The following is a 22883-nucleotide window of genomic DNA, read 5'->3' as shown; positions in this document are numbered from 1 at the left end:
CATTGCGAGCGGCTTCATTCCACCACCGAATAGCATTCGGGGCGACTCCTTGCCCCGGCCGCCGAACGGCCAAAGTGGATCACGCGGGCGCTGGGTTTGTGGTTGCGCCACTGGTCGAAAATTTCAATGCCGCCAGGCACCTGGCGAATGAAGAGCGCCGCATGGTTGCCCTGCCCCAGATTCTGATAGTGGCCATTGACGAAGGTGGCAATCAGCGTGCCTTTCGCGATGCCACCTTTTTCCAGCAGGTCCGGCACTTTGTCGCCTTCGCGCCAAAGCGATGAGGCGCGGGCGCCAGTGAGGTGCGTGACCAAGGTGACGCACTCGCCATTTCCCACTATTTCTTTTTGCTTTGCATAGTCGGCACGCGCAATGTAAGGCATATCGTTTCTCTCTGTGGTTGACGATACAGAGAGCGTACGCAAGGGGCGGGAACGCAGCTTGACGTGTGGCAGAGCAATATGGCGCATTGACCTGCGTCATGGCCTCGCCTGGCGTACGGGCAAGCTTACCTATCCACCCACCAGTTGAGCAAGGTTTCATCATCGTCGTCATCGAGGTTGACGTAGATGTTGGCGAAGTACCATTCCACGCCCGTCGCCGTGCGGAAGGCGTCGAAGGGGCCGTTGACGTTGTAGATGCCGTGGTGGCCCGGCACGCTGAAGGTGAGATTGCCCTTGTACTGGCCGTCGAGCGTGCCGCCCAATTGCTCCTGTACGTCGCGCTCGAGCCGGTCGACTGCGGCTTGGTCCACGGTATCGGCGTCGTAGATCTGGATGCAGAAGTTGCCGCCCCGCTTTAATACTTCGGCGGGGGCGAGCGGGTCGGCGATGTTGATGATGTCGCCGCGGGCCAGGTTCATGGTCAGGCCAGGCGAGGCCAGCAGTTCGTAGACGTGCTCGTCAATCTGGCGCGCCGGCAGGGTTTCATACACGGGGCCGTGGGTGTTTTCGCCTGCCAGTACGCGGATGTGCGGCAAGCCTTCGCAATTGATGTCTTCCATTCATTCTTTCAAAGTGCCGGCACGCTGGTTTGCGGGTCGCGCCGGGTTGGGGTTTATGGCAATATTGTACCGGGACGTGCCAGCTGGCGAGGTACGCAACGGTGCAAACGAGGAGAGGCAATGGAGAAAGCGGTACAGGCAGGCGGCTGTTTACGTGGCGCCGTGCGCTTCGAAGTGACAGGCGAGGGCAGCAATCCGCACAGTTGTTCCTGTCGTAATTGCCAGCAGCACACGGGCGCGCCGACTGTGGTATGGATGGAGTTTGCGCGCGATCAGGTGCGCTGGACGGGCACGTCCGGTGTACCTGCCACTTATCGCTCTTCCGAGTATTCCAGTCGGGCCTTTTGCGCCGTTTGCGGCAGTTCCATCGGCGCCATCGACGATGCGCCCACGGTGGCCTTGCTGGTGGGAAGTTTTGATGACCCTGTCCAGCCCGCCTTTGCGCCTGAATATCACTCGTTTGAAGATCGCAAGCCGCACTGGTGGCGGGTCGCCAGTACCGCTTGTGATGAGGCGAGTCTGGTTTGCAGCGGAGTCAACACCCCGGAATGAAAAAAGCACGCCGAAGCGTGCTCGCGCTGATGACTTGGCGCTGATGACTTAGTTATGCGCGCTGATGGCGCTGCGGAACTGTTCGAAACCGGCACGTGCTGCCTTGTAGCAATTGCCGGCTGCCGCCTCCAGGCCTTCGCGGTCGAGCACTTCGACCGTGCCACGGCGGTACTGGATCAAGCCTTCGTCCTGCAGCTTGCGCGCCGTGACGGTGACGCTTTCACGCCGCACGCCCAGCATATTGGCCATGGTGTCTTGCGTGACCTTCAGCTCATTCGACAGCGAACGGTCGAGGCGGTCCAGCAGCCAGCGGCACAGTTTCTGTTCGATGCTGCAATGGCGGCCGCCCACCACGTTCTGTGCCATTTGCGCAAACATGGCGCTGGTGTAGCGCATCAGCAATTGTGCCAGCGCGCCGCCTTCATTGAAGACTTCACGCAGGAAGGCCGTTTTCAGGCGGTAGCCGTAGCCGGCCGTTTGCACGATGGCGGTGCAGGTGGCGCGCTCGGCTTCGTACAGCACCACGCCAGCGACGCCTTCGCGGCCGATGACGGCGATCTCGGTGGTGGCGCCGTCTTCCATCACATACAACAGGGAAACGATGGCGTTGGTGGGGAAGTATGTGTATTCAATCTTGCCGCCGCAATCAAACAAGTGCTTGCCGGCAGGCAGAGCGACCAGTTCCAATTGGCAAAACAGGCGCTCCAGATCGGCGCGCGACAAGGCGCGCAGCAATTCGTTCTGTTGGGCGCCAGTGATGCTGATCATGGGCGTGGCCGGCGCGGCTTGCCAGTTGTGCTGGGCGGCGGCGTGGCTATTCGTTGCTGGGGTCAGGTTGCTATAAGCTTTGTACATGGTAGGGCCTCGTCTTCTGATTTTGTTGGATGGCGCTGCTTTTCTGGCTTGCTAGCGTTGTGCTGAATCTTGTATCCACTATAGGGCCAGGGGCTGCGGGCGGGCATCGGATGAGCCGACGCGCTTATGTAGGCTAGGAACATTGCCTCGTGTCATCCGACTCCTACGCCTGCTTCTGTTGTCTCCCGTGGAAACAATTGCGACTGGGCAAAAATGCGACACGCAGACCGCTACATGCGAACTTTGGCCACAGGCCGCAGTCAAATCACTCTGCGTGCTAGTACGGCGGTGATAAGATGTTGCCTTGTGGAAATTTGACGCGCGTTCGATAGGAGTTGCGGCACCTGCCGTTCGACCCTGCTCACTTCCGCTTCATCCTGCGACGCCTGCGATGGTCGCTTCACTGCCCGCGCCGTGCATGTGCCGGTTCGCGCGCCTGCCCTGTCCCGTATTTCCGTTTAATGAAGGAAGCAACGCATGAAATGGTTTTTTGATTTGAAAATTGCCACCAAGCTGATCTTGACGTTTGGTGCCGTGCTGTTGTTGACGGCGGCTTTGGGTGTGTCGGCGATCTTTTCCATGGCGCGCATCAATACCGCGTCGACGGACCTGTCCGCCAACTGGATGCCCAGCGTGCTGGCCGCCATGTCCATGCGCAGCGATGTCAGCGATTTCCGCCGCTGGGAACTGGCGCACATGCTGGCCGCGCAGGATGCCGACATGACGCAGAATGAAGCACGCATGACGGAAACGCAGACCAAGCTGAAGGCGGACGGTGACAACTACCGCCGCCTGATTTCGGAGCCGGGCGAGAACGAAGTCTTCGAACGCTTCCTGGCGCTCAACGATGAATTCATGCGCTTGCACGCAACCATGATGAGCCTGTCGCGTGAAATGAAAAAGGAAGAGGCGCGCGCGCTGGCCGTTGGGCCGTCGGCCAAGGTCATGGCGGACATGATGGTGGCCCTCGATAAGCTGGTGTCCATTAACACGGACGGCGGCGTGCGCTCGAGCGCCAGCGCCGATGCAACGTATGCGGCCTCGCGCGCCAGCCTGATCGGCTTGCTGGTGGGCATCGTCGTCATCGGCATGCTGCTGGCGCTGTGGGTGGCGCGCAGCGTGGCGCGTCCGCTGATCGCGGCCGTCGGCGTGGCGCGCCAGGTGGCTGCCGGCGACTTGACGGCGCATATTGTTGTGCAATCGCAAGACGAAACGGGGCAATTGATGCAGGCGCTGAAAGACATGAATGCCAGCCTGCAGAACCTGGTGGGCCAGGTACGCAGCGGCACCGATACCATTGCTACGGCGTCGAGTCAGATCGCCGCCGGCAACCAGGATCTGTCGTCGCGAACGGAAGAGCAGGCCAGTTCGCTGGAAGAAACGGCGTCGTCGATGGAAGAACTGACCTCGACCGTGAAGCAGAATGCGGACAACGCGCGCCAAGCCAACACCATGGCGCTGACCTCGTCGAGCATCGCCATCGAGGGCGGCAAGGTCGTCAGCGAAGTGGTGGGCACAATGGCGTCGATCAATGCGTCGTCGCGCAAGATCGTCGACATCATCGCCGTCATCGACGGCATTGCTTTCCAGACCAATATCCTGGCCTTGAATGCTGCCGTCGAGGCGGCGCGGGCAGGCGAGCAGGGGCGCGGCTTTGCCGTCGTGGCCACGGAAGTGCGCAACCTGGCGCAACGCTCGGCCGCGGCGGCCAAGGATATCAAGGTTTTGATCGGCGATTCCGTCGAGAAAGTCGAAGCGGGATCAGCACTGGTGGACCAGGCGGGCCGCACGATGGACGACATCGTTGCCAGCATTACTCGCGTGACGGACATCATGAGTGAGATTACGGCCGCCAGCAGCGAGCAGAGCGCCGGTATCGAGCAGGTCAACCAGGCCATCGCCCAGATGGACCAGGTGACGCAGCAAAATGCGGCCCTGGTGGAAGAGGCGGCCGCGGCGGCCGAATCGATGCAGGAGCAGGCGGCCAGCCTGAGCGCCGTGGTCAGCATCTTCAAGCTTGACGTTGCCAATGCCACTGGAAACCGGCAGCGTGCGCCCGTCAAGGCGCCAGCAGCCGTAGCGCCCGCACCGGCACCGCGTCAATTGGCCAGCAGCACTGCACGTCGCACGGCTTCAGCGGAGGAGTGGGAAAGCTTTTAATGAATACATTAAGCGCGCTTGCGCGCTTTTTTGATGCCTTGGCTGGCAGGCGCTGCAGCGGCTTGCTGGCGCTGCTGCCACGCCCTCAGGGCAGCTTCGTAGGCGGCCAGCTCTTCCTGGTACATTTCCAGCACGCAAAAGGTGCAACCGCTGTGGCAACACTCGTCGTTGCCGGGTTTGCTGGGCGCTTGCGGTTGCGGATCATGGGGGAGAGGCGGGGTGGGCATGGTGAGGGAAGGCGACGGCGGAGCTGGCATCATACGGCATTCTGGCGTGCCATCGCTGGAACGCTTTTTGCTCAAAAATGACGGTTTCCGTGTACAGTTGCGGTGAATTAGGGTATCGTTTACAGCACTGATATTGTATCTTCTGCGCGCGATGTTCCGCCGGCGCGATCTCCGCCGCCATCGCAGCACATCTCTTCGACGCTTCCGCATACGCCATACAGCATGTCCCGGAGCACGGAGGTGCCGCAAGAACGATGATCCATGGCTTGCAAGACGGAGCTGCCTGTGCCCCGAAATGTTGTTTATTGAGAAAGCATGGCTTCCGCAGTGCGGAGGCACACCAGAAAATTTATGTCTGAAACCGAATCGACTCCTACGCCCAGCCCGGCGAATGCCCCTGAAGCGGCGCCCGCTGCCGTTACCGCTGCACCTGCACCTGCCGCATCCGTTGCCCCCACCCTGACTTTTGCCGACTTTGGCCTCGCGCCTGAAATCCAGCGCGCACTGACCGATCAAGGCTACACCCATCCAACACCGATCCAGGAACAAGCGATCCCCGTGGTGCTGCAAGGCCGCGATGTGATGGGTGCCGCGCAAACGGGCACAGGCAAGACGGCAGGTTTTTCCTTGCCGATCATCCAGTTGCTGCTGGCGCATGCCAGTAGCAGCATGTCGCCGGCACGCCATCCGGTGCGCGCGCTGATCCTGACACCGACCCGTGAACTGGCGGTGCAGGTGGCGGAAAACGTCAAGGCCTACGCCAAGCATACGCCACTGCGTTCGACCGTCGTTTTCGGCGGCATGGACATGAAGCCACAAACCGTTCTCCTGCGCGGGGGCGTGGAAATCGTCATCGCCACGCCGGGCCGCTTGCTCGATCATATCGAGCAAAAGAACATCAGCCTGAGCCAGGTGCAGATGCTGGTCATGGATGAGGCCGACCGCATGCTGGACATGGGTTTCTTGCCGGACTTGCAGCGCATTATCAACTTGCTGCCGAAACAGCGCCAGAACCTGATGTTCTCGGCTACGTTCTCGCCAGAAATCAAGAAGCTGGCCGCAACCTTCCTCAACGATCCGCTGACGATCGAAGTGGCGCGCAGCAACCAGACGGCCGACAAGGTCACGCAAGTGGTCTACAAGGTGACGGAAGATCAGAAGCATGCCCTGGTCGCCCATCTGCTGCGCCAGCGCGACCTGAAGCAGGTCATTGTATTCTCGAACACCAAGATCGGCGCCTCGCGCCTGGCCCGCGTGCTGGAGCAGGAAGGCATGAGCGCCACGGCAATTCACGGCGACAAGAGCCAGCAGGAGCGCATGGCGGCGCTGGAAGCGTTCAAAAAGGGCGAAATCGACGTGCTGGTCGCCACCGACGTGGCAGCGCGCGGCCTGGATATTTCTGACTTGCCTTGCGTCATCAACTTCGACTTGCCGTACAACGCGGAAGACTATGTGCACCGCATCGGTCGTACGGGCCGTGCAGGCGCCTCGGGCGACGCGATTTCGATCTATTCGGATAAAGACGAGCGCTTGCTGGCCGACATTGAAAAACTCATCAAGCAAAGCATCAAGCGTGGTGAATTGACGGGCTTCAATCCGGCTCCCGCCCGCAGCAGCGACAGCGAGCGCCGCCCGCCGCGCCGGACCGAAGGTAGCGAGGCGCGTCCTGCGCGCGCGCCCGAGAGCCGCCATGCTGGCGAGAGCCGCGACAGCCGCTCCGCCGAGCGCGGTACGCGTCCCGCCTTTGGTCCTGGCGCTCGTCGCGAAAAGGCCGATCCCTGGTTCCTGAAGCCGTATGAGCCCGCCAAGGCAGCCGCTCCCGCTGCCGCCAGCATGGCGCCTGTGGCCGCCAAGCCGAAGCAAAAGGTGGCGGCGTTGCTGGGTGGATTGCTGAAGAGTTGACGCTTTTTGCCGCGGCTGAGTGTTGCCCGTTATTGTACGGAAAGCAAAGGCCCATGCATTTATGAATAAAACCCAAAAAGTTCCATGCGAACTTTTTGGGTTTTTTTATGCTGCTGCTGATGGGGGGCGACCGTGCACCATGTTTTGGCTGTGGCCGCCGCGCGGCAGGAAATCCAGGCGCTGTGCCGGCGACAGCCCAAAGCGAAGGCTGGCAAACCAGTTAGCGGAGCCGGCGCCGCGTGTGCTATCGCAATCAGCCTTGCAGTTGTTGACGGTTATTCTGCCACCAACGACGGCCAAGCACGAAAAAGACAGAGATCCCCAAGCCTGCAAGCAGGCTGCCTAGCAGGGCAATTGACGTACGGGTTGTCCGATTCTTGGGCAGGCTGGGACCGGCAATAAATCGTGTTTTTTCCAGATAGAGACTAATGGCGGAACTATTATCGACACTGATCTTGTTATAGACTTCCTTGATCGTTTCGTCTTCCATATCCTTGTTGCTAAAAACCGTTTTCTTGATTGGCTCCAGTCCTCGCAGAATGGCCTCGCCAGATTTTGTGCTCTCAGCCAATGCTTTTGCGCGGCCATAATACTCTTCGAGTATCTTGTACTGCTTTTGTTCCCGCTTTGCCTTGTAAATGGCTTCATTCGCTTCAGTAATCTCGACTTCGCTAGTCATCAGCTGGCTTAGCGGAGAGAGGTAGCGCGCTGTATCTTCGGTGATTGATACCAGCTGGCGGGAGGCCTGGCTGGCAGCGTCCGGATAGCGTGTAACGATTTGCTTCAGCTTGTTGCCCTTGCGTTCATACGAATCGATTTTTTCCTTGTTTTCAATGATTTTATTATCCAACTTGGTAATGGCAACGGAAATTTCGGAATTCTTGAAGCGTAAAATATCCGTATAAATCATGTAGACAATAGTGTCGACTGTATATCGCCCAAGCAAACTCACCCCTTGTTGTGCGCTTTCCGGCGTATTGGCCGCGTAGTTGATGGACACCGCGATGACATTGTTTTCGGCATCCTTGGTGCTAGCCATCAATTCTTTCGCATCAAGCTTGGTGAATGGAAATATTGGTTCGATGACTTTGGTAATTCCGCCGCGCGAGCTAAATGTCTGGGTCAAAGCGATGACGGCAGGGTCGTTTTCTATATTGTTTTGCCTGACAAATTCGTAAAAACGTTCGCTGGTGTTTAATGCCGAGGAATAACGCTTGTAGTCAGCCAAGGCAATGCCAGGCGGCGGTTCTTTTACTTCCTTCGCGTCCTTATCTATTTTTTTCTCAGGAATGGCGCCGCCGAATTGTAAAAAGCCCTCGCTTTGGTATTTCCCGAGAAACAAAGCGCTGGAAGTGCCGAGCAGCGTCACCAATGCAGTTCCCGCGATGATCACGCCACGCGATTGCCATAGGACTGCAAGGAAATTTGTCAAATTGAAGTCATCATCTTCAACGTAAAATTCCGCGTTATTCAATTCGTCATATTTTTCCATCATTTCGCTTTCTAATTTCGGCTTGCAATTTTTTTAAGGCAGGTAAGGATGTTTCAAAGGAACAGGCCGTTATATTGTTCAGTTCCGCCGGAAGATGCAGGGTGGATATGACCTTTCGCAATATGCCTTGCCTGAATAATATGTGTTCTGTAATTCTATTTTTGCTGAATAGATTGATTTCTATTGAGTGCAAACACTGAAGCAACGATTTTTCCGAGCAATCTGGATGAAAAACGATGTTGTTTTTTTCGAGGCATGGAGAGCAGATTGTTTCACAAAATATCATAGGGAGTAATGCGGGAATGTAAATAGGCATTTTCTATAATTTCTTGGCTTTCCTGTCTCGTTGCCTATACATATCCCGCTCCACTGCTAGTCAAAGCAGTCTTCAGTGAGTTGCTCGTTTCATGTCAAAAAATTGGACTCCTTGAGCGATGGCAGCTTATCTAGCGGTTCGGACTGCTGACGCTGCTGTTCCGTCCAGATCAGGTCTTCGATACCACATTGCGGCACATATTCGTGCACAGCCTGCAGCAGCAGATTGCGTAGCGTCTCGAAATTGAAGTTATTGCACGCCAGATCCATTTCCTCCAAGATTTTTTTCAAATCCTGCCAAGGTATTTCCGACTCTTCTGCACGCATGATGAGAGGATGCTCAGTCCCTTCTACATTGCCCCCAATCAATAGCTCTTCATAGAGCTTCTCTCCGGGGCGCAGACCTACATGTTGTATTTCAATACCGTCGGGGGCAGCCTTGCTCTTCACTTCCAGGCCACTCAAATGGATCATGCGTTCAGCCAGATCCATGATCTTCACGGGCTCGCCCATGTCAAGAACGAACACATCGCCGCCGGTGCCCATGGCGCCGGCCTGCAAGACAAGCTGGGCGGCCTCTGGAATGGTCATGAAATAGCGTGTGATTTCCGGATGCGTCAGGGTGATCGGACCACCGGCCTCGATCTGCCGGCGGAACAGGGGAACGACGGAACCGGACGAGCCCAGGACATTGCCAAAACGCACCATGCAAAAGCGCGTGTGGCTCTGCTCGCGTGTAAATGCCTGCAAAATGAGTTCCGCAAGGCGCTTGGTAGTGCCCATTACATTGGTTGGGCGTACCGCTTTGTCCGTGGAAATCAGGACAAAAGATTTGACATGGGCCGCCATCGCCGCCTTGGCAATGCTGAGTGTGCCAAAGACATTGTTACGTACTCCCTCAATGGGATTATGCTCGACCAATGGCACGTGTTTGTAGGCCGCCGCATGATACAGCGTCTCCACCGAGAAGGACTGCAAGATGCGCTGAGCTTTTTCCGTATCGAGCACGCTGCCGAGGAAGGGGAGTATGTCGACACCCAACTCATATCCCTCATTGATGCTTTTTAACTCCTGCTTGATGGAATAAAGAGCAAATTCGGACATATCCAGCAAGACGAGGCGTGCAGGTTTCAATCGGATGATCTGTCGACACAGTTCGGAACCGATTGAACCACCTGCGCCCGTCACCATGACGGATTTGCCGACAATGCAACTGGATATCAGCGACAGATCGGGCGATACCTGGTCACGGCCCAGCAAATCTTCAATTTCGATGTCGCGGACATCTTGCACGCGTAACTCGCCACTGACCAGGCTTTCAACGGGCGGGGTAACCTTTATCTTCACTTTCAGGTGTTCAAGGCTATTGAGGATTTTTTTCTGTTCGCCTTTGTTCAATGCAGGCATGGCCAGCAGTATCTCGTTCACACCATATTTTTCGATCACGTCGGCAAGGGCATTGGACGGATGTACTTTGATGCCAGAAATAGTTGCATCGCGCAATTCTTTCATATCATCGATGAACGCCACTGGCAGATACTCGCGGCCTGCACGCAAGGCACTGGCCAGTTGCACGCCCGCTTTGCCTGCACCATAGATGGCGACGCGAGTACAGCGACGTCCCATCTGGTGTAATAGCACACCTCGCGCGAGAAAGCGGCTGGCCACTACGTAGGTCAAGGCACTCACCCAATAAATGCCAAATACGCCGCGTGAGACTCCTGCCATATGCGTCAATAGCCCCGCCAATGCCAGTAAAAAAGCGACCGACAGCGTGACACCGAAGACGACCACATACACGATTTTCTGATCGATGAAGCGGATGACGGCGCGGTACAGGCCAATTTTGATAAAGATGGGGATGGCAACGATGGGGGCCGCAACAATGATCCAAAAATAGCCGAGGAACAGGTTCAGGTTGACGACATCGTAGCGCAAAATAATCGCCAGACAAAAGGTCAATGGCAAGAATATCAAATCAGCTGTAACAGCAATCAGCTGTTTTTTAAAGCGTGACAAATCAATAATTAATTTCATTTTGACGAATAATTACTTTAGAAAGGATAAGGGCAGCGTTGGCTTTGCTGCATGTCGTTGAAACATTGCAATAACTGTACTGTTTCCAATGTAAAACTCATCAATGCGTGACGCCATCACGGCGTACAACTTTGAGTGCCGTCAGGACGATAATTTTCAAGTCAAATAAAAACGACTGCTGCTGCATATAGGCCAGATCGAGTTTGACCTTCTCCGGAATCGGCAATTCATCGCGGCCATTGATCTGCGCCCAGCCGGTCAGGCCGGGCAGTATGCGGTCGACGCCGTATTCTGTCCGTAGCGCGATCAAATCCTGTTGGTTGAACAAGGCGGGGCGGGGGCCGACAAAGCTCATGTCGCCGCGCAGAATGCTCCACAATTGCGGTAACTCATCAAGGCTGGACTTGCGCAGGAAGGAGCCTATCGGTGTGAGGAACTGCCCAGGGTTATTGAGCAGGTGCGTTGCCACGGCCGGTGTATCTGTACGCATCGTACGGAACTTTGGCATGCGGAAGATCTTGTTACGCACCCCGATCCGGTCTGACCAGTAAATGGCAGGCCCTGGTGAGGTCAGCTTGACAAGGATGGTAACGATGAGAATAGGGATGGCAAAGGCCAGCAGCAGTACCACCGAAAGGGCGAAATCAAATAGTCTTTTCATTGGAGTATTTTTATTGTTTTGAAGTAAAAGAAGTCACCGTCTTATTGATGGCGTCCTGCATTGTATGGGGGGGCTGCCAATTCAGTGTGCGTTTGGTTTCGCTAATATCAACCTGCAAGGAGTCAAGCAAGCGGCTCGCATCCATCGATCTTCCTGCCAGGCGCGCCAACGCCACAATCAGGCTGGGAGGAATGGGTATCAGCCAAATATGTTTTTTCATGCCGCTTGCCAACATGCGCAGCAACTGTGCAATGCTGACATCGTGGTCATCTGACACAAGGAATATTTTTCCCGGTGCCTGTGCATGCCATGTACTGAGAGCAATCAAATCTACAAAATTTTCCAGTGCAACCATGCTGCGGGCATTGTGTACAGCGCCGAATGGCAATGGTACACCGCGCTGTACCAAACGCATCAAACGTTCAAAATTAGCGCGTACGCCAGGCCCATAGATTAGCGGGGGGCGCAGAATAACGATTTCCATGCCCGTTTCGCGTCCAATGGCCAGCAGGGCCTGTTCGGCTTCGTGTTTGGAGATGCCGTAAGGATCTTGTGGATTCGCGGCATCAGTGGCCTGGAAAGGGTGTCCAGGAAGTGTCTGTTCGCCATTCACCTTTAAGGAACTGATGAAGATGAATCTGCGGACGCCTGCATCCGCTGCTTGGCGGGCCACATTGATGCTGCCTTGTACGTTAACACGACGAAATTCATCCGCGGGAGACACCGCCGTATCTCGCATGACGTGGACTCTTGCTGCAAGGTGAATGACCACCTCCACACCGTTGAGCGCCGGGCGCCAGTCCTGTGTGTCAAGCTCGTCGCCGCACTGGAAGTACACCATGTTTGGCGCCGGGCATGGGATGTGGCTACGTGCAGCGCACACCACGCGCGTTCCGGCCTGTACGCCAAGGTGTTGTGTCAGTGCCCTGCCGACAAAGCCCGAGGCACCCGTTACGAGAAAACTGCGGGGATTAAAAGATGTTTGCATAGCCGCTCGAAATTCTGTCCCATGTATACAATTGATCCGCCAATTGTTTCATCTGCTGTCCCAGGAGCGTCAGTTTTGCTTCATCCAGATTGTTCAGCAGTTCAGTTAATTCTACTGACGTATTGAAAAAGCAAGCCTGCTGTTTGGTGGTTTCGCGGTTGAAGATGCAGCCATACGCGAGCACTGCCAAGCCAAGGCTCATCGCCTCGACCAGCGATGGATTGGTGCCGCCGGCGCTGTGGCCGTGGACATACACCTGGCAGGCAGCGCGTAGCTGATTCAGGATAGTGTGATCGTAGATTGGGTCGAGTAAATGTAAATGGGCAATGCCGGAATATTTTTGCCTTAATTGCTTGCCATATTCGCTATTGTCCCAGTTTCCTACAATGACAAGATCCATCGTGGGCGCGCTGGCGAATGCCTCGATAATCATGTCGATATTGTTTTCAGGTTCGATGCGGCATACTTTAAATGCGTATTTCACGCGATCGAGCTTGTATGCTGCCAAAATGGCATCATCCCGTTGTGGACGTACGGCATGGTCCCCACCGTAGGCGATCAATGCACTATCGCGTCCATATTGCGTTTTGACATAATCTTGAATCGCTTTGTTGTCGGTCACGACCTGGTCGGCAAAGCGTACGGCGGCCGATTCCGATAGTTTCAAAAACCATTTGGCAAAGCCACTCCATTTGGCCCTGCGCCACTCCAGGCCATCAATATTGATGACAAATTTTTTGCGCGATATGAGTTTCAGCACAGGCATGAATACGCAGCCGGACACCCCCAAGACCACGATCGTATCGGCATAACGGATAGCTTTCAGCATCGACCACAGGTCATAGATGATGCTTTGCATGCCGTTGGCATCCAGGTTGATATAAACCAGCTTGGCGCCATTATAGGTTGCCAGTTTCTCCGGGTATTTTTCAGCGCAGCAATACACGGTGAAATCGAAGGAGGTGGACAAGCGCGCCGTCAGGTGGTCGACAAGTGTTTCCCATCCTCCATATTTTGCTGGCAATCCGACGGAACCTACGATAGCGATTTTTTTCATATTAATGTAAACCTGTTTTTTTTGTTGCAAGAAAACTTGAGAAATAGCCTAACACGATGTAACAGAATACGGATTCATTGCTGAAGATACCGCAGATCACCATATTGGACAGTAACAGTCCTGCGATGCTGCCAAGTATCATGACTCTGCCACGGGGATCGACACAGTGTTTGGCACGCTTGAATATTTTTACCAGGAAAGTTAGATAACACAGCATGCCGATCAATCCACTCTTGATCAGAATGTAAAGATAACCATTGTGCATCCAGGGAATTTCGGAATACTCGCCACCACCCAGAACGACTGAAAAATCCAAATGCACCAAGGCGCCAAACCCACCGCCAAAGATTTTACTGATAAAAGAATAGTTTTTAAATTCATTAAACGCGGCAAAAATCTCGTAGGCACGATAACTGGTACCCATGTCTTCCTGAGTCCAATCGTCATTGAAATGCAGTTCAGACATGGCTTTATGCAGAGTCTCGCCGATTAAATCATACAAGCCAAAAGCTCCCGCTATGAGCGTGGCGATGACAAAAAAGGCGATGGCGCGCCATATTATTTTGGCGTCCACGATTTTTTTTCCGGATAGAAAGAAAAATGCCGCCAGAATAATTACATAAGTGCGTGAAAATTGTGCGAGGAAAACGGCGTGCACGGCAATAAACCAGGGGTTATGCAAGAGATTTCGCCATGATTTTCGTTTTTCATACAGCAGCACGATACAGTAAACCAGTAAGAAGCTGCCAGGGCTGACAAAATCACGTATCTCCAGTACGCCTATGAATCCCATTTCATACCATAAGCAACATAGAAGCAATAGGAAAATAACGCAGTATATTTTTGAGTAGCCAAAAATCAATGCCCGAATATTTCCGCCTTGCTTGAAGAACCTTTTACCCGCCAAAAAATAAATGTATGGAATGAGAAAAAATAAAATATCCCGGACCGCATCGGCGAGATGGTTTTTCCAGGCAAAAACAATACCAATGACGCATGGTAAAAGCAAATAAAATTCGAGCTTTTCCCCATGGTAGCGCCGAACCTTTTTTACGGGCAGAAAAATATAGATTCCCATCAGGAACAGGCTGCCCAGCTTGAGATAGTTGGAACTGAAAAAGAGGCCAAGCACAGACAGCAGGAGTCCCCAGAATAGGAATTGCGACGGCGCACCGATCTGACGTGGGGTATGGATTATTTTACTGATTAACAAACTATTTCCCGTTATATTGGAAGGGCACGTCTTATCATTGGGCCGGTGTGTTGCGCTTTATTACAGTTTTTGCATGACGCTTCTGAGCGCTTGAGAAAATTTTTCTTTTGAAAAATTGTCCGCTCTGCGACGTGCGGCTTCCGACATGGATTTGCACAGGGCCGTATCGTCTGCCAGGGTGAGCGTTCTTTGCTTTAACTTGGCGAAGTCACGTGAATCGACTAGAAAACCTTCTTGCATATCGTTAACCAGTTCGGCGGGTCCGCCCACTGGCGGTACCAGCACCGGTATTCCAAATGCCATTCCTTCCAGCACCGTGAGGCCGAATGTTTCAATCCAGCTGTCGATGCGCGAGAGATTGAACAGGAGGCCGGCGCGTTGGTAAAACATGGCCGGATTGTCGGTGCGAGGATAAATTCGCAGGTTAGCCGTGACCGGTCTATTGGCGAAATACTGATCGATGGCAGCCTGATCATCATTGACAACCAGTTCAAATTGCACGTCCGCGCGGTCGGCAAGCGCCGCTGCAAGCGCCACTATTTCTGGTACGCCTTTATAGTCGCGCAGCGAAGCCAGCATCAGCACCGTAAATATGCCGTCGTGGCGCGCCTGATAGACGGCTTGGGCAGCGATTGCCGTGAAATCGTCATCAAGCGTATTGTAGATTTGCACGGACGGCACGCCAGCGATGGGCAAGGCATCCGCATGCGACTTTGACACATAAATGTTATAGGCAGAGCAGAGGCGTGCGATAGTGCATAAAAACACGCGCAACGGCTTCGGTTCTATCGAAATTTCATGCACGTGATAGATGACCTTGCGTCCGGTGAGCTTGCCATACAGTGCACCGCCGAATGGTAGCAGGGTATTCACATAGATAACGGCATCCTTGGCAATCTGTCGCTCGCATAGCAACGAAAACAGTAGAAATAGCTGGCTGAATATCAGATTGCACAGGGTAATGATACGAAACTGTGAGCGGTGGTACCAATAGCGGCGGATGGGAATACCGCAGTTTTCCAGCACGCCGCGGCCCTGGGAGCCGACAAACAGCATGGCGCGCGCAGGATCGTCCACCAATGCCTTGATCGTTCCACGCAGAACGCGTGGACTGCCCGACGCATCATTTAACAAATGACAAAAAACCAGGCCGATTTTTGCGTGGTCCGCGCGAGGGATGGGAGTAGCTTGTGTCATGCGATGAGTGATCTCAATTTGCGCGCAGGAATACCGCCATATACGGCATTACCTTCATATTCTCCCGCCGTGACGACCGCACCGGCGGCGATCACGGCGTGGTCGCCGATACTTGCGCCGTCAAGTATAGTGGCCTTGGCGCCGATCCAGCAGTTCTTCCCGATGCGTATGCCTTGCTGGGTAACGCCTTGCAGGCGGATAGGGATATCAAGGCGTTCGAAATTATGGTTTTCGGAATGTATGCTGACAAAATTTCCCAGTATCGTGTCATCGCCTATGCTGACGCCACCTGCACAACCCAGGAAACTGAAGGAACCAATGCCGACGTTATTGCCCGCAGAAAAACCTACGCCTAAGGTGGCCAGGGAACCCGTACATTCAATGGACGCACCCCGCCCCAGGGAGAAATTGTTACCCAGCCTGATGCCATCGCGCGACAGGGCATCGACATAGCATCCGGAAGCAAATTTAATGAAGCGACCCGTACTGATTTTCGACGCGCACAAAATCTCGGCTTTCTTGCCGATAAAAATACGTGCATTCAGTCGCCGGAAGACGAGCACGCCCCGCAGGAGGTCAATGACCTTAGCCGAGAAAAAACGCAGCAGGTAGGAGCGAGGCACGTCAGGATCAATGGCAAATTTCTCCTTTCTCGCCCGTGAGGCCAGTGCCGAGAAAAAATCACTCATGTGATACCTTTTCGTAGAGGTCGCGCACCTGGCGAAGGCTGATATCCCAATGTAATTCCTTTTGGCGGAACAGGACATTGGTCTTCATCAAGTCGACGGTGGCGTGGTTATCGAGACAGAACGTTATATGCTGTGCCAATTGCTCGATGATTTCTTCCAGTGAATTAACGCTCACTTTGAAGCCTGTTTCTGCCGTTATCAGGTCATGCGCGCCAAATTGGTCCAGAGCAATACTTGGCAAGCCCATTTCAAACGCTTCCAGTAAGACAGTCGGATTGCTGTCCATGATCGAGGGCATGATGTGCACATCTGCTTCGCGCATGATGCGCAGCACTTCCTCGCGCTGGACCTGGCCATGCCAGACTATCTGCTTGTCCAGCCCGGATGCCACGGCCCTGGCCTGCAGCATGGATTTGCTCGGTCCATCGCCGATCACGTGCAAGCACCAGTCTGAACGGGACGGCAATTGCTCGAGGGCACTGAGCAGCAGATTCAATGCCTTGCGCTCGTCGACGCTGCCGGCCCAGACGAACTGCACCTTGGCACCTGTAGGCTTGATCGCTTCCTTCATGTTCAGCACTGAATTTTCACGGATAACCTGGCAATCCACATTGAGAAACCGTCTGAAATTGTCGCTGTCCGCCGAGGTGGCGCAAAAAACCGCCTTGGCAGCTGTTGCGGCATTCCTGACGCGTGCGGAATGCCGCAGAAAATACCAGTTTGTCCAGTTACGCAGCTTATTTCGCAGGTAATTTCCTCTGCTGAGGATGGGGAAGAAGATATCGTTCAAATCCGAACTTCCGCCCACCGGGCCCCAGACATAGGGCAGGTCGAGTTTCCACAAAAAACCAGGATGACGAAAACCAATGGTATTCAACTGATGCACCAGGCTGTAATCTTCATTTTTCTTTAACTTTTTTGCAGTTGCCAGTACTTGTCGTTGCCATAACATGTAAGAAAAGGAGAAAAACAGCGGCGTCACCGAACGGTTCATCCAGTCGAAGAGGCGCACCAGTGCATTTGGCTCAACGTAGACATACTTGACGCCGTCCGCAGGCTGGGATTGCAGATAGGCGAGCATGGCATCACGATTGCCCATGCAGACTCCCGAGGTGCCGTACATGACGGTAATGTCATAAAATTCGCTTAACTTGGAAACAAAATTCCACCCCACGCCGAATTCCGAACCGGAATACGGAGAAATAGCGTAGGCAGCAATCAGTATCTTTTTCTTCTGCGAAATTTTGGAAGTCATGAATTTATTTTTTTATAAAAGTATTGCTGAACGTATTTCAATATAGCTGCGATCTGGTTACCGGGAAACGAGCAGCCACAGACGCAATGCCAGCCGGCTAAAATGGTAAAACGGAAAGACTGGCAAATCCGTCAAGCCGTGTTCACGGCGCAGGCGATCCAGGTCAAGCTCGACATTCCAGAAGCTTTTATATTGTTTTATCGTGGTCAACGCATAGAGTTGTGCATAAATGCGCAACAGCGAAGGCGGCGCCTTGACATGCTGTTCAAGGCTGCTGCGTAATTGCAGATTTTTTGCGATAAAACCTTCACCGGTACTCGGGTTGGCGGTCTCATTTTCATGTATGCGGTAATAAGCCAGGGTCTTGTTCAGCCTGCTGGCACCAAAGCGCAGGAAATACATCGTGAAAAATACGTAGTCCGAACTCGGAAAGGCCGACGCTTTATAGCCACCTATCTCCATAGCATTGCTGCGCTTGAAAATGAGGCCGAGAGCGCTTGATGGCGCATCCATATACACATGCGAAATCGGGATCGTGCTCAGCTGCGGCATCAGCCAGGTATTCTTGATATTTTTCAGGCCCTGTTTTACCGTGCTTTTGAGCTTTCTGGCAAAATTACCGCGATCATCCATGAAAATGGAACGACAGTACAGCATGCTAATCGCTGGTTTTTTCTCCAGTACTGAAAACATTTCGTCGACAAAATTTGGATGCAATAAATCATCATCATTCAAAATGGAAATCCATTCGCTGCGCGCCAGTTCAATGCAGCGGTTCCAATTACCGAACATACCCAGGTTCTCACTGTTGCGGAACAGGCGTAGACGATCATCGCCAAATTGACGAACCAGCTCGTCGATTTTCTCGCTCATTGAGTGATCGTTGTCCACCACGACGATTTCGAAGTCGATATCGCTTGTTTGGGCCAGTACCGAACGAATCGCCTGCGCCAGCATGGCTGGGCGGCGATAGGTCGGGATCATGATGGACAGTGTTGGCATGATGTGCTTGCCACCATCAATGATGAGTGACGAAGGGCGATCTGCACAAATGGCAAACTGGTCTTCAATATCAAGAATGTTCAAACGTTACACTTTCATTTGATGTTGCGAGGAGGCCGCAGGCGACGCTTTATTGCGATACAGTTCGAGCCAGACCATATATGGCCATTTCCAATTGTTATAGATGAGTTGTACTGTAAATTGACTTGCAATGAGCCACGTCAGACCCATTCCTCCAAAACGCAGGCCTAGCCATGAGAGGGTGACAATAGCTATGCCAGAAACGAGTGCTGGTTTGACAAATGGCACTCGGTTACCGGTGACAATGACGCTGGCGGCCAATGAGTGGTTCAATTCCAGCAGGACCATGATTCCAACCCAAATCAGCAGCGGTAGTGCTACCAGTCCGGTTTGACCGCCGATCCATTTAATCATGGCCGGGCCAAAACATATTAGGATGACCGCTCCACAGAGAAAGATCCCGAGTGCATAGCCGATGCCTAGCTGTATTGTGTGACGCAGGCGCTCTGGGTCATTGGCGACACGGTATTGCGCAAGTTTAGGTTGCTGGATATTGAACAAAACCATCGACATATTTTGCAAGACGGAATAGACCTGCAGCGTCAGTGCATACGCGGCGGTGGTGGCCAAGCCCAGATAGGCTGACGATAGCAGGGTATTGGCTCTTAGTATCAGGAAAGCGCCGATAACCCCAAGGCCCATGCGCCAGGCGTTATGCCAGAGAATACCGAAAATATCACGCGTGGAGATGCTGGAAGGCGGCGCCTGATGCAGGGCTGCCTGGAAAGACCGGTCGTGAAAATAATACCAGCTGAGCCAGCGTCCAATGAGCGCCGAAGCAAGGTATCCCAAAGCCACGGCTAGTAAGGTCAGTCCGCATTGCAAAAGAATGGCCGTGACAATCACGAAGCCGAGATTGGAAAGAGCACTCGATTTGTAGAAGGCAGAATACAGGCCGCGGCCTTGCAGCAACGGCGTATAGTATTTGTAATACAGATTGATTACTGTAGCGACAACAAACACACCCCAGGCAAGCAACACTTCTTGCGCGGCGATCTGCCCTTGCGATACATGCACGATGTACCAGCTACCCAGAGTGGCCAGCAAGACGAAGGCGCAGCCGGCCAATACCATGAAGATGTGCCGTGCTGCGTGAATGATGGCGTTGAACAGGCTATAGTCGACAGGGGAAGGTGTGCTCAGCACCTCGAAACCATCCTTGAGCAGGCGTTTCGCGCCGCCCAGGACATAACTGACATTGCGAGCAAGCGTGGGCGTGAATCCGAGGTCGAGCATCGTCACCAGAGCCGATATCGTCATGAAGACATACCAGATGCCTAGTTCGGCACTACTCAGTTTTCTCAGTAATAATGGCAGAACCAGCAAAGCTGCTCCGTACTGTAGAAACTGAGACAGGTAGCCCCAGATCATGTCTTTTTTCATTTGCTTGGCCCGACCAGCAAGCCTTCGATGAGCGTGTCGGCTTCCATGCGTGCGATCCCCTGCTGCAAACTGATATGTGGCTGCCAACCTGGCAGGCGTGGCTGATGTGTACACGGTTGCATCGTTTCACGTGGACGGTAGGGAAGGCCACCCCATTCTATCTGCAGGTCTTTGCCTACGACGGCGCCGTAGACCTGCACCAGATCTTTCAATGTCAGACGTTCGGGGTTGCTGACGGCATAGCATTCCGCTGCGCCAATCGAGGGGAGGCGGTGCATGGCCAACAGGTAGGCATCGAGTACGTCATCGATGTACACGAGGTCGAGCAGTTGCTCTCCCGGCGACATGCGCAGCTTGACGCCGCTGCGGGCTGTCTTGCGCAACAGGCTGAACAATTTTGCACGGGTATCGCCCGGGCCGTACGTGTCGAACAGCTTCAATGTGATGGCCTGAAAACCATGCGCTGATACATAGTAAGCCAGTAAATTCTCGAATGCTTGTTTGGTCGCCGCATACAGGTTCACGGGGTTGTAGGCAGCGTCCTCAAAGTGCTGCCAGGACGTGCCGGTATTAATCAGGCGACGCAGGCCCAACTGTTGCATGGCCTCAAGCAACTGCGTTGGCATGCCGAGATTTGACTCGATCAGGCGGGTCACATCTTCCGGTTGATGCTGTGCCAGGAACAAGGAGGCAACGTGACACACGACGTCTGGCTGAGTTTGCGCCAGCGCCGCATGTAATGAGAGATAGCTGCCATCATAAATATGCACGCTGATCTTTGGTAAAGCGTCATGCAATACGCTGAGATCAGAGTGCTCGCGTACCAGGATTGCAACCTCGTGATTATCGCCAAGCAGACGTTTGACCAGCTGACTGCCTATAAAACCGGTAGCGCCTGTAAGAAATACTTTCACGTAACATATCCTATTAAAACGGAGAAATGAAATCGGCAAAGACGCCGTGCTGCTCATCGCGCGCCGACAGGAGGGGGCGCGTCACTTGCCAATCGAATCCGAAGCTGTCCCAGTGGATGCCGTAGTCGGCGGACGGGGCATGCACCGTACTGGTCTTGTACAGCATCAACGCCTCCTCTGTCAGCGCAACAAAACCATGGGCTATTCCTTTGGGAATAAAGACCATCAGGCCGTTTTTTCCAGACAGGTCGACTGAAGCTACTTTGCCGTAATTTGGTCCTTTTCGCAGGTCTAGCAGCACATCGCGGACGGCGCCGCGGGTACAGTAAACCAACTTCTCATGATCGTGCGGCGGTAGCTGAAAGTGCATGCCGCGAATTACGTCCTTGCGTGAAACAGAATAGAACTCCTCTTGGATATCCAGATTGACGCCTAAACTTTTGCAGATGCCTTCATGATAGGTTTTAACAAAGGTGCCACGCGCATCTTCAAAGCGGCTAGGCTCAAGCAAAAAACAGGCGGGAAGGAGTTCTTCTATTAGTTTCATGATGTAATTTAGAAATTCACACCAAAAAATTCTTCAATCTTGCTGATCGAGAAGTCCATCATTTCCTTGGTCAAACCCGGGAAAACGCCAATCCACAGCGTGTCGTGCATGATGCGGTCGGTATTCGTCAGTTCACCCGAGACGCGGTAGTTACGACCAATCATGTACGGCTGGCGCGTCAGGTTGCCGGCGAACAGCAGACGGGTACCAATCTTGTTTTGATCGAGGAACGTCAGCAGGCTGACACGGTCCACATTGGCTTCCGGGCGCAACGTGATCGGGAAGCCGAACCACGATGGATCCGAGTTAGGCGTCGCTTCCGGCAGGATCAGGAATTCCGCACAGCTTTGCAGGCCATCTTTCATATAGGCGAAGTTATCCTTGCGTGCCTGCACAAAGCCAGCCGCGCGGTCCATCTGCGCCAGGCCGCAAGCGGCCTGCATATCGGTGATTTTCAGGTTGTAGCCCAGGTGGCTGTAGGTGTACTTGTGGTCATAGCCTTCCGGCAGCGTGCCCAGCTTGCAGCAGAAGCGCTGGCCGCAGGTATTATCCTTGCCCGGCGCGCAATAGCAGTCGCGGCCCCAGTCGCGGAACGATTCGGCAATCGCTTTCAGTTCCGGATTGTTGGTGAAGACCGCGCCGCCTTCGCCCATGGTGATATGGTGCGCAGGGTAGAAACTCATGGTGCCGATATCGCCAAAAGTGCCGCACATCTGGCCGTTGTACGTGGCGCCCAGGGCGTCACAGCAATCTTCCACCAGCCACAGATTGTATTTCTTGCACAGCGCGACGATGACTTCCAGATTGAATGGATTGCCCAGGGTATGGGCCAGCATGATGGCCTTGGTCTTGTCCGTGATGGCCGCTTCGATTTTCGAGGCATCGATATTGTAGGTGCCAAGTTCGACATCGACGAAGACGGGCACGGCGCCAAACTGCAAAATAGGATTGACGGTAGTCGGGAAGCCAGCGGCCACGCCGATGACTTCGTCACCGGGCTGGATGGCACGCGCGCCCAATTTAGGTGAGGTCAGGGCAGAGAAGGCGACCAGGTTGGCCGACGAACCGGAGTTCACGGTGATCAGAAATTCGACGCCGATGAATTTGGCCAGGCGCTTTTCGAACTCGTCATTGAAACGGCCCGTCGTCAACCAGGCGTCGAGCGACGCTTCGACCATCAGGCCCATTTCAGGTGCACCGACCACTTTGCCGGCAGGTGGAATCACCGTCACGCCCGGTTCGAATGGTTTCGGTATGCTGGCCAGTGCGCCATATTGCGCCACGAGTGCAGCGATCTGTTCGCGGATTTGTTGTTGGGTCAGTTGTTCGCTCATGATACAGCCTTCAATTTGT

Annotated in this window: 21 protein-coding genes; 3 read left to right on the top strand and 18 right to left on the bottom strand. The window is 54.0% G+C overall.

Annotated features, from left to right (window positions below):
* Positions 1–14: 14 nt before the first annotated feature.
* Positions 15–383, bottom strand: coding sequence for a BPSL0067 family protein (locus CLU92_RS15715; RefSeq protein ID WP_101482648.1), 369 nt, complete (start codon positions 381–383; stop codon positions 15–17).
* Between the two features lie 125 nt (positions 384–508).
* Positions 509–1003 carry a DUF4265 domain-containing protein gene (locus CLU92_RS15710; RefSeq protein WP_101482647.1) on the bottom strand — a complete coding sequence of 165 codons (495 nt, stop codon included), beginning with the start codon at positions 1001–1003 and terminating at the stop codon, positions 509–511.
* Positions 1004–1123: 120 nt separating this feature from the next.
* On the opposite strand from CLU92_RS15710, the gene CLU92_RS15705 reads away from it, so the two are divergent.
* A complete protein-coding gene (locus CLU92_RS15705; RefSeq protein ID WP_101482646.1) occupies positions 1124–1555 on the top strand; it encodes a GFA family protein in 432 nt (143 codons plus the stop codon).
* A 48-nt stretch (positions 1556–1603) separates the two neighbouring features.
* Here CLU92_RS15705 and CLU92_RS15700 read toward each other — a convergent pair whose 3' ends face one another.
* Positions 1604–2323, bottom strand: coding sequence for a Crp/Fnr family transcriptional regulator (locus tag CLU92_RS15700; protein WP_101484713.1), 720 nt, complete (start codon positions 2321–2323; stop codon positions 1604–1606).
* Between the two features lie 564 nt (positions 2324–2887).
* On the opposite strand from CLU92_RS15700, the gene CLU92_RS28305 reads away from it, so the two are divergent.
* Positions 2888–4570, top strand: coding sequence for a methyl-accepting chemotaxis protein (locus CLU92_RS28305; RefSeq protein ID WP_101482645.1), 1683 nt, complete (start codon positions 2888–2890; stop codon positions 4568–4570).
* Between the two features lie 8 nt (positions 4571–4578).
* Here the strand turns inward: CLU92_RS28305 and CLU92_RS15690 are convergent, their stop codons facing one another.
* Entirely contained in the window at positions 4579–4830 is a 252-nt protein-coding gene (locus tag CLU92_RS15690) for an oxidoreductase-like domain-containing protein (RefSeq protein ID WP_257561097.1), read from the bottom strand.
* A 318-nt stretch (positions 4831–5148) separates the two neighbouring features.
* Here CLU92_RS15690 and CLU92_RS15685 point away from each other — a divergent pair, with 318 nt between their 5' ends.
* Positions 5149–6699, top strand: a complete 1551-nt coding sequence (locus CLU92_RS15685; protein ID WP_101482644.1) for a DEAD/DEAH box helicase — start codon at positions 5149–5151, stop codon at positions 6697–6699.
* 253 nt (positions 6700–6952) lie between these two features.
* Here the strand turns inward: CLU92_RS15685 and CLU92_RS15680 are convergent, their stop codons facing one another.
* The 14 genes from CLU92_RS15680 to rfbH form a co-directional block, all read right to left on the bottom strand.
* On the bottom strand, positions 6953–8194 hold the full coding sequence (locus tag CLU92_RS15680; RefSeq protein WP_257561096.1) for a lipopolysaccharide biosynthesis protein: 1242 nt from the start codon (positions 8192–8194) through the stop codon (positions 6953–6955).
* 402 nt (positions 8195–8596) lie between these two features.
* Positions 8597–10543 carry a nucleoside-diphosphate sugar epimerase/dehydratase gene (locus CLU92_RS15675; RefSeq protein ID WP_101482643.1) on the bottom strand — a complete coding sequence of 649 codons (1947 nt, stop codon included), beginning with the start codon at positions 10541–10543 and terminating at the stop codon, positions 8597–8599.
* A 100-nt stretch (positions 10544–10643) separates the two neighbouring features.
* A complete protein-coding gene (locus tag CLU92_RS15670; protein WP_101482642.1) occupies positions 10644–11204 on the bottom strand; it encodes a sugar transferase in 561 nt (186 codons plus the stop codon).
* A 10-nt stretch (positions 11205–11214) separates the two neighbouring features.
* Positions 11215–12192, bottom strand: coding sequence for an SDR family oxidoreductase (locus tag CLU92_RS15665; RefSeq protein ID WP_101482641.1), 978 nt, complete (start codon positions 12190–12192; stop codon positions 11215–11217).
* Positions 12176–13249: a DUF1972 domain-containing protein gene (locus CLU92_RS15660; RefSeq protein WP_101482640.1), complete on the bottom strand. Its 1074-nt coding sequence runs from the start codon at positions 13247–13249 to the stop codon at positions 12176–12178. Before CLU92_RS15660 ends, CLU92_RS15665 begins: the two co-directional genes overlap by 17 nt.
* A 1-nt stretch (position 13250) precedes the next feature.
* Positions 13251–14462: an O-antigen ligase gene (locus CLU92_RS15655; protein ID WP_101482639.1), complete on the bottom strand. Its 1212-nt coding sequence runs from the start codon at positions 14460–14462 to the stop codon at positions 13251–13253.
* Positions 14463–14522: 60 nt separating this feature from the next.
* Positions 14523–15659, bottom strand: a complete 1137-nt coding sequence (locus CLU92_RS15650; RefSeq protein ID WP_101482638.1) for a glycosyltransferase family 4 protein — start codon at positions 15657–15659, stop codon at positions 14523–14525.
* The gene (locus CLU92_RS15645; RefSeq protein ID WP_101482637.1) at positions 15656–16348 is read right to left on the bottom strand and encodes an acyltransferase; all 693 of its coding nucleotides are present in this window, start codon (positions 16346–16348) and stop codon (positions 15656–15658) included. Before CLU92_RS15645 ends, CLU92_RS15650 begins: the two co-directional genes overlap by 4 nt.
* Positions 16341–17603: a glycosyltransferase family 4 protein gene (locus tag CLU92_RS15640; RefSeq protein WP_101482636.1), complete on the bottom strand. Its 1263-nt coding sequence runs from the start codon at positions 17601–17603 to the stop codon at positions 16341–16343. The genes CLU92_RS15645 and CLU92_RS15640 overlap by 8 nt, the downstream gene beginning before the upstream one ends.
* Positions 17604–17660: 57 nt before the next feature.
* Complete coding sequence (locus CLU92_RS15635; RefSeq protein ID WP_101482635.1) at positions 17661–18689, bottom strand: glycosyltransferase; 1029 nt, start codon at positions 18687–18689, stop codon at positions 17661–17663.
* Between the two features lie 3 nt (positions 18690–18692).
* Complete coding sequence (wzx, locus tag CLU92_RS15630) at positions 18693–20069, bottom strand: O-unit flippase-like protein (RefSeq protein WP_101482634.1); 1377 nt, start codon at positions 20067–20069, stop codon at positions 18693–18695.
* On the bottom strand, positions 20066–20983 hold the full coding sequence (locus tag CLU92_RS15625) for an NAD(P)-dependent oxidoreductase (protein WP_218973462.1): 918 nt from the start codon (positions 20981–20983) through the stop codon (positions 20066–20068). The genes wzx and CLU92_RS15625 overlap by 4 nt, the downstream gene beginning before the upstream one ends.
* Before the next feature lie 13 nt (positions 20984–20996).
* Positions 20997–21530, bottom strand: a complete 534-nt coding sequence (locus tag CLU92_RS15620; RefSeq protein WP_180338530.1) for a dTDP-4-dehydrorhamnose 3,5-epimerase family protein — start codon at positions 21528–21530, stop codon at positions 20997–20999.
* Positions 21531–21538: 8 nt separating this feature from the next.
* On the bottom strand, positions 21539–22864 hold the full coding sequence (gene rfbH / locus CLU92_RS15615) for a lipopolysaccharide biosynthesis protein RfbH (protein WP_101482631.1): 1326 nt from the start codon (positions 22862–22864) through the stop codon (positions 21539–21541).
* Between the last annotated feature and the right edge of the window lie 19 nt (positions 22865–22883).

Source organism: Janthinobacterium sp. 61, assembly GCF_002846335.1.
GTDB lineage: Bacteria > Pseudomonadota > Gammaproteobacteria > Burkholderiales > Burkholderiaceae_D > Janthinobacterium.
Note: the sequence above shows the minus strand (reverse complement) of the source record. Positions and strands in the feature narration are given on the sequence as shown.

Bases quoted from the DNA above. Each gene is read 5' to 3' on its own strand.
- CLU92_RS15670 (WP_101482642.1), bottom strand. From the start codon at position 11,204: ATGAAAAGACTATTTGATTTCGCCCTTTCGGTGGTACTGCTGCTGGCC.
- CLU92_RS15650 (WP_101482638.1), bottom strand. From the start codon at position 15,659: ATGACACAAGCTACTCCCATCCCTCGCGCGGACCACGCAAAAATCGGC.
- CLU92_RS15640 (WP_101482636.1), bottom strand. From the start codon at position 17,603: ATGACTTCCAAAATTTCGCAGAAGAAAAAGATACTGATTGCTGCCTAC.
- CLU92_RS28305 (WP_101482645.1), top strand. From the start codon at position 2,888: ATGAAATGGTTTTTTGATTTGAAAATTGCCACCAAGCTGATCTTGACG.
- CLU92_RS15700 (WP_101484713.1), bottom strand. From the start codon at position 2,323: ATGATCAGCATCACTGGCGCCCAACAGAACGAATTGCTGCGCGCCTTG.
- CLU92_RS15645 (WP_101482637.1), bottom strand. From the start codon at position 16,348: ATGAGTGATTTTTTCTCGGCACTGGCCTCACGGGCGAGAAAGGAGAAA.
- CLU92_RS15710 (WP_101482647.1), bottom strand. From the start codon at position 1,003: ATGGAAGACATCAATTGCGAAGGCTTGCCGCACATCCGCGTACTGGCA.
- CLU92_RS15680 (WP_257561096.1), bottom strand. From the start codon at position 8,194: ATGATGGAAAAATATGACGAATTGAATAACGCGGAATTTTACGTTGAA.
- CLU92_RS15675 (WP_101482643.1), bottom strand. From the start codon at position 10,543: ATGAAATTAATTATTGATTTGTCACGCTTTAAAAAACAGCTGATTGCT.
- CLU92_RS15690 (WP_257561097.1), bottom strand. From the start codon at position 4,830: ATGATGCCAGCTCCGCCGTCGCCTTCCCTCACCATGCCCACCCCGCCT.
- CLU92_RS15715 (WP_101482648.1), bottom strand. From the start codon at position 383: ATGCCTTACATTGCGCGTGCCGACTATGCAAAGCAAAAAGAAATAGTG.
- wzx (WP_101482634.1), bottom strand. From the start codon at position 20,069: ATGAAAAAAGACATGATCTGGGGCTACCTGTCTCAGTTTCTACAGTAC.
- CLU92_RS15660 (WP_101482640.1), bottom strand. From the start codon at position 13,249: ATGAAAAAAATCGCTATCGTAGGTTCCGTCGGATTGCCAGCAAAATAT.
- CLU92_RS15705 (WP_101482646.1), top strand. From the start codon at position 1,124: ATGGAGAAAGCGGTACAGGCAGGCGGCTGTTTACGTGGCGCCGTGCGC.
- rfbH (WP_101482631.1), bottom strand. From the start codon at position 22,864: ATGAGCGAACAACTGACCCAACAACAAATCCGCGAACAGATCGCTGCA.
- CLU92_RS15665 (WP_101482641.1), bottom strand. From the start codon at position 12,192: ATGCAAACATCTTTTAATCCCCGCAGTTTTCTCGTAACGGGTGCCTCG.
- CLU92_RS15620 (WP_180338530.1), bottom strand. From the start codon at position 21,530: ATGAAACTAATAGAAGAACTCCTTCCCGCCTGTTTTTTGCTTGAGCCT.
- CLU92_RS15685 (WP_101482644.1), top strand. From the start codon at position 5,149: ATGTCTGAAACCGAATCGACTCCTACGCCCAGCCCGGCGAATGCCCCT.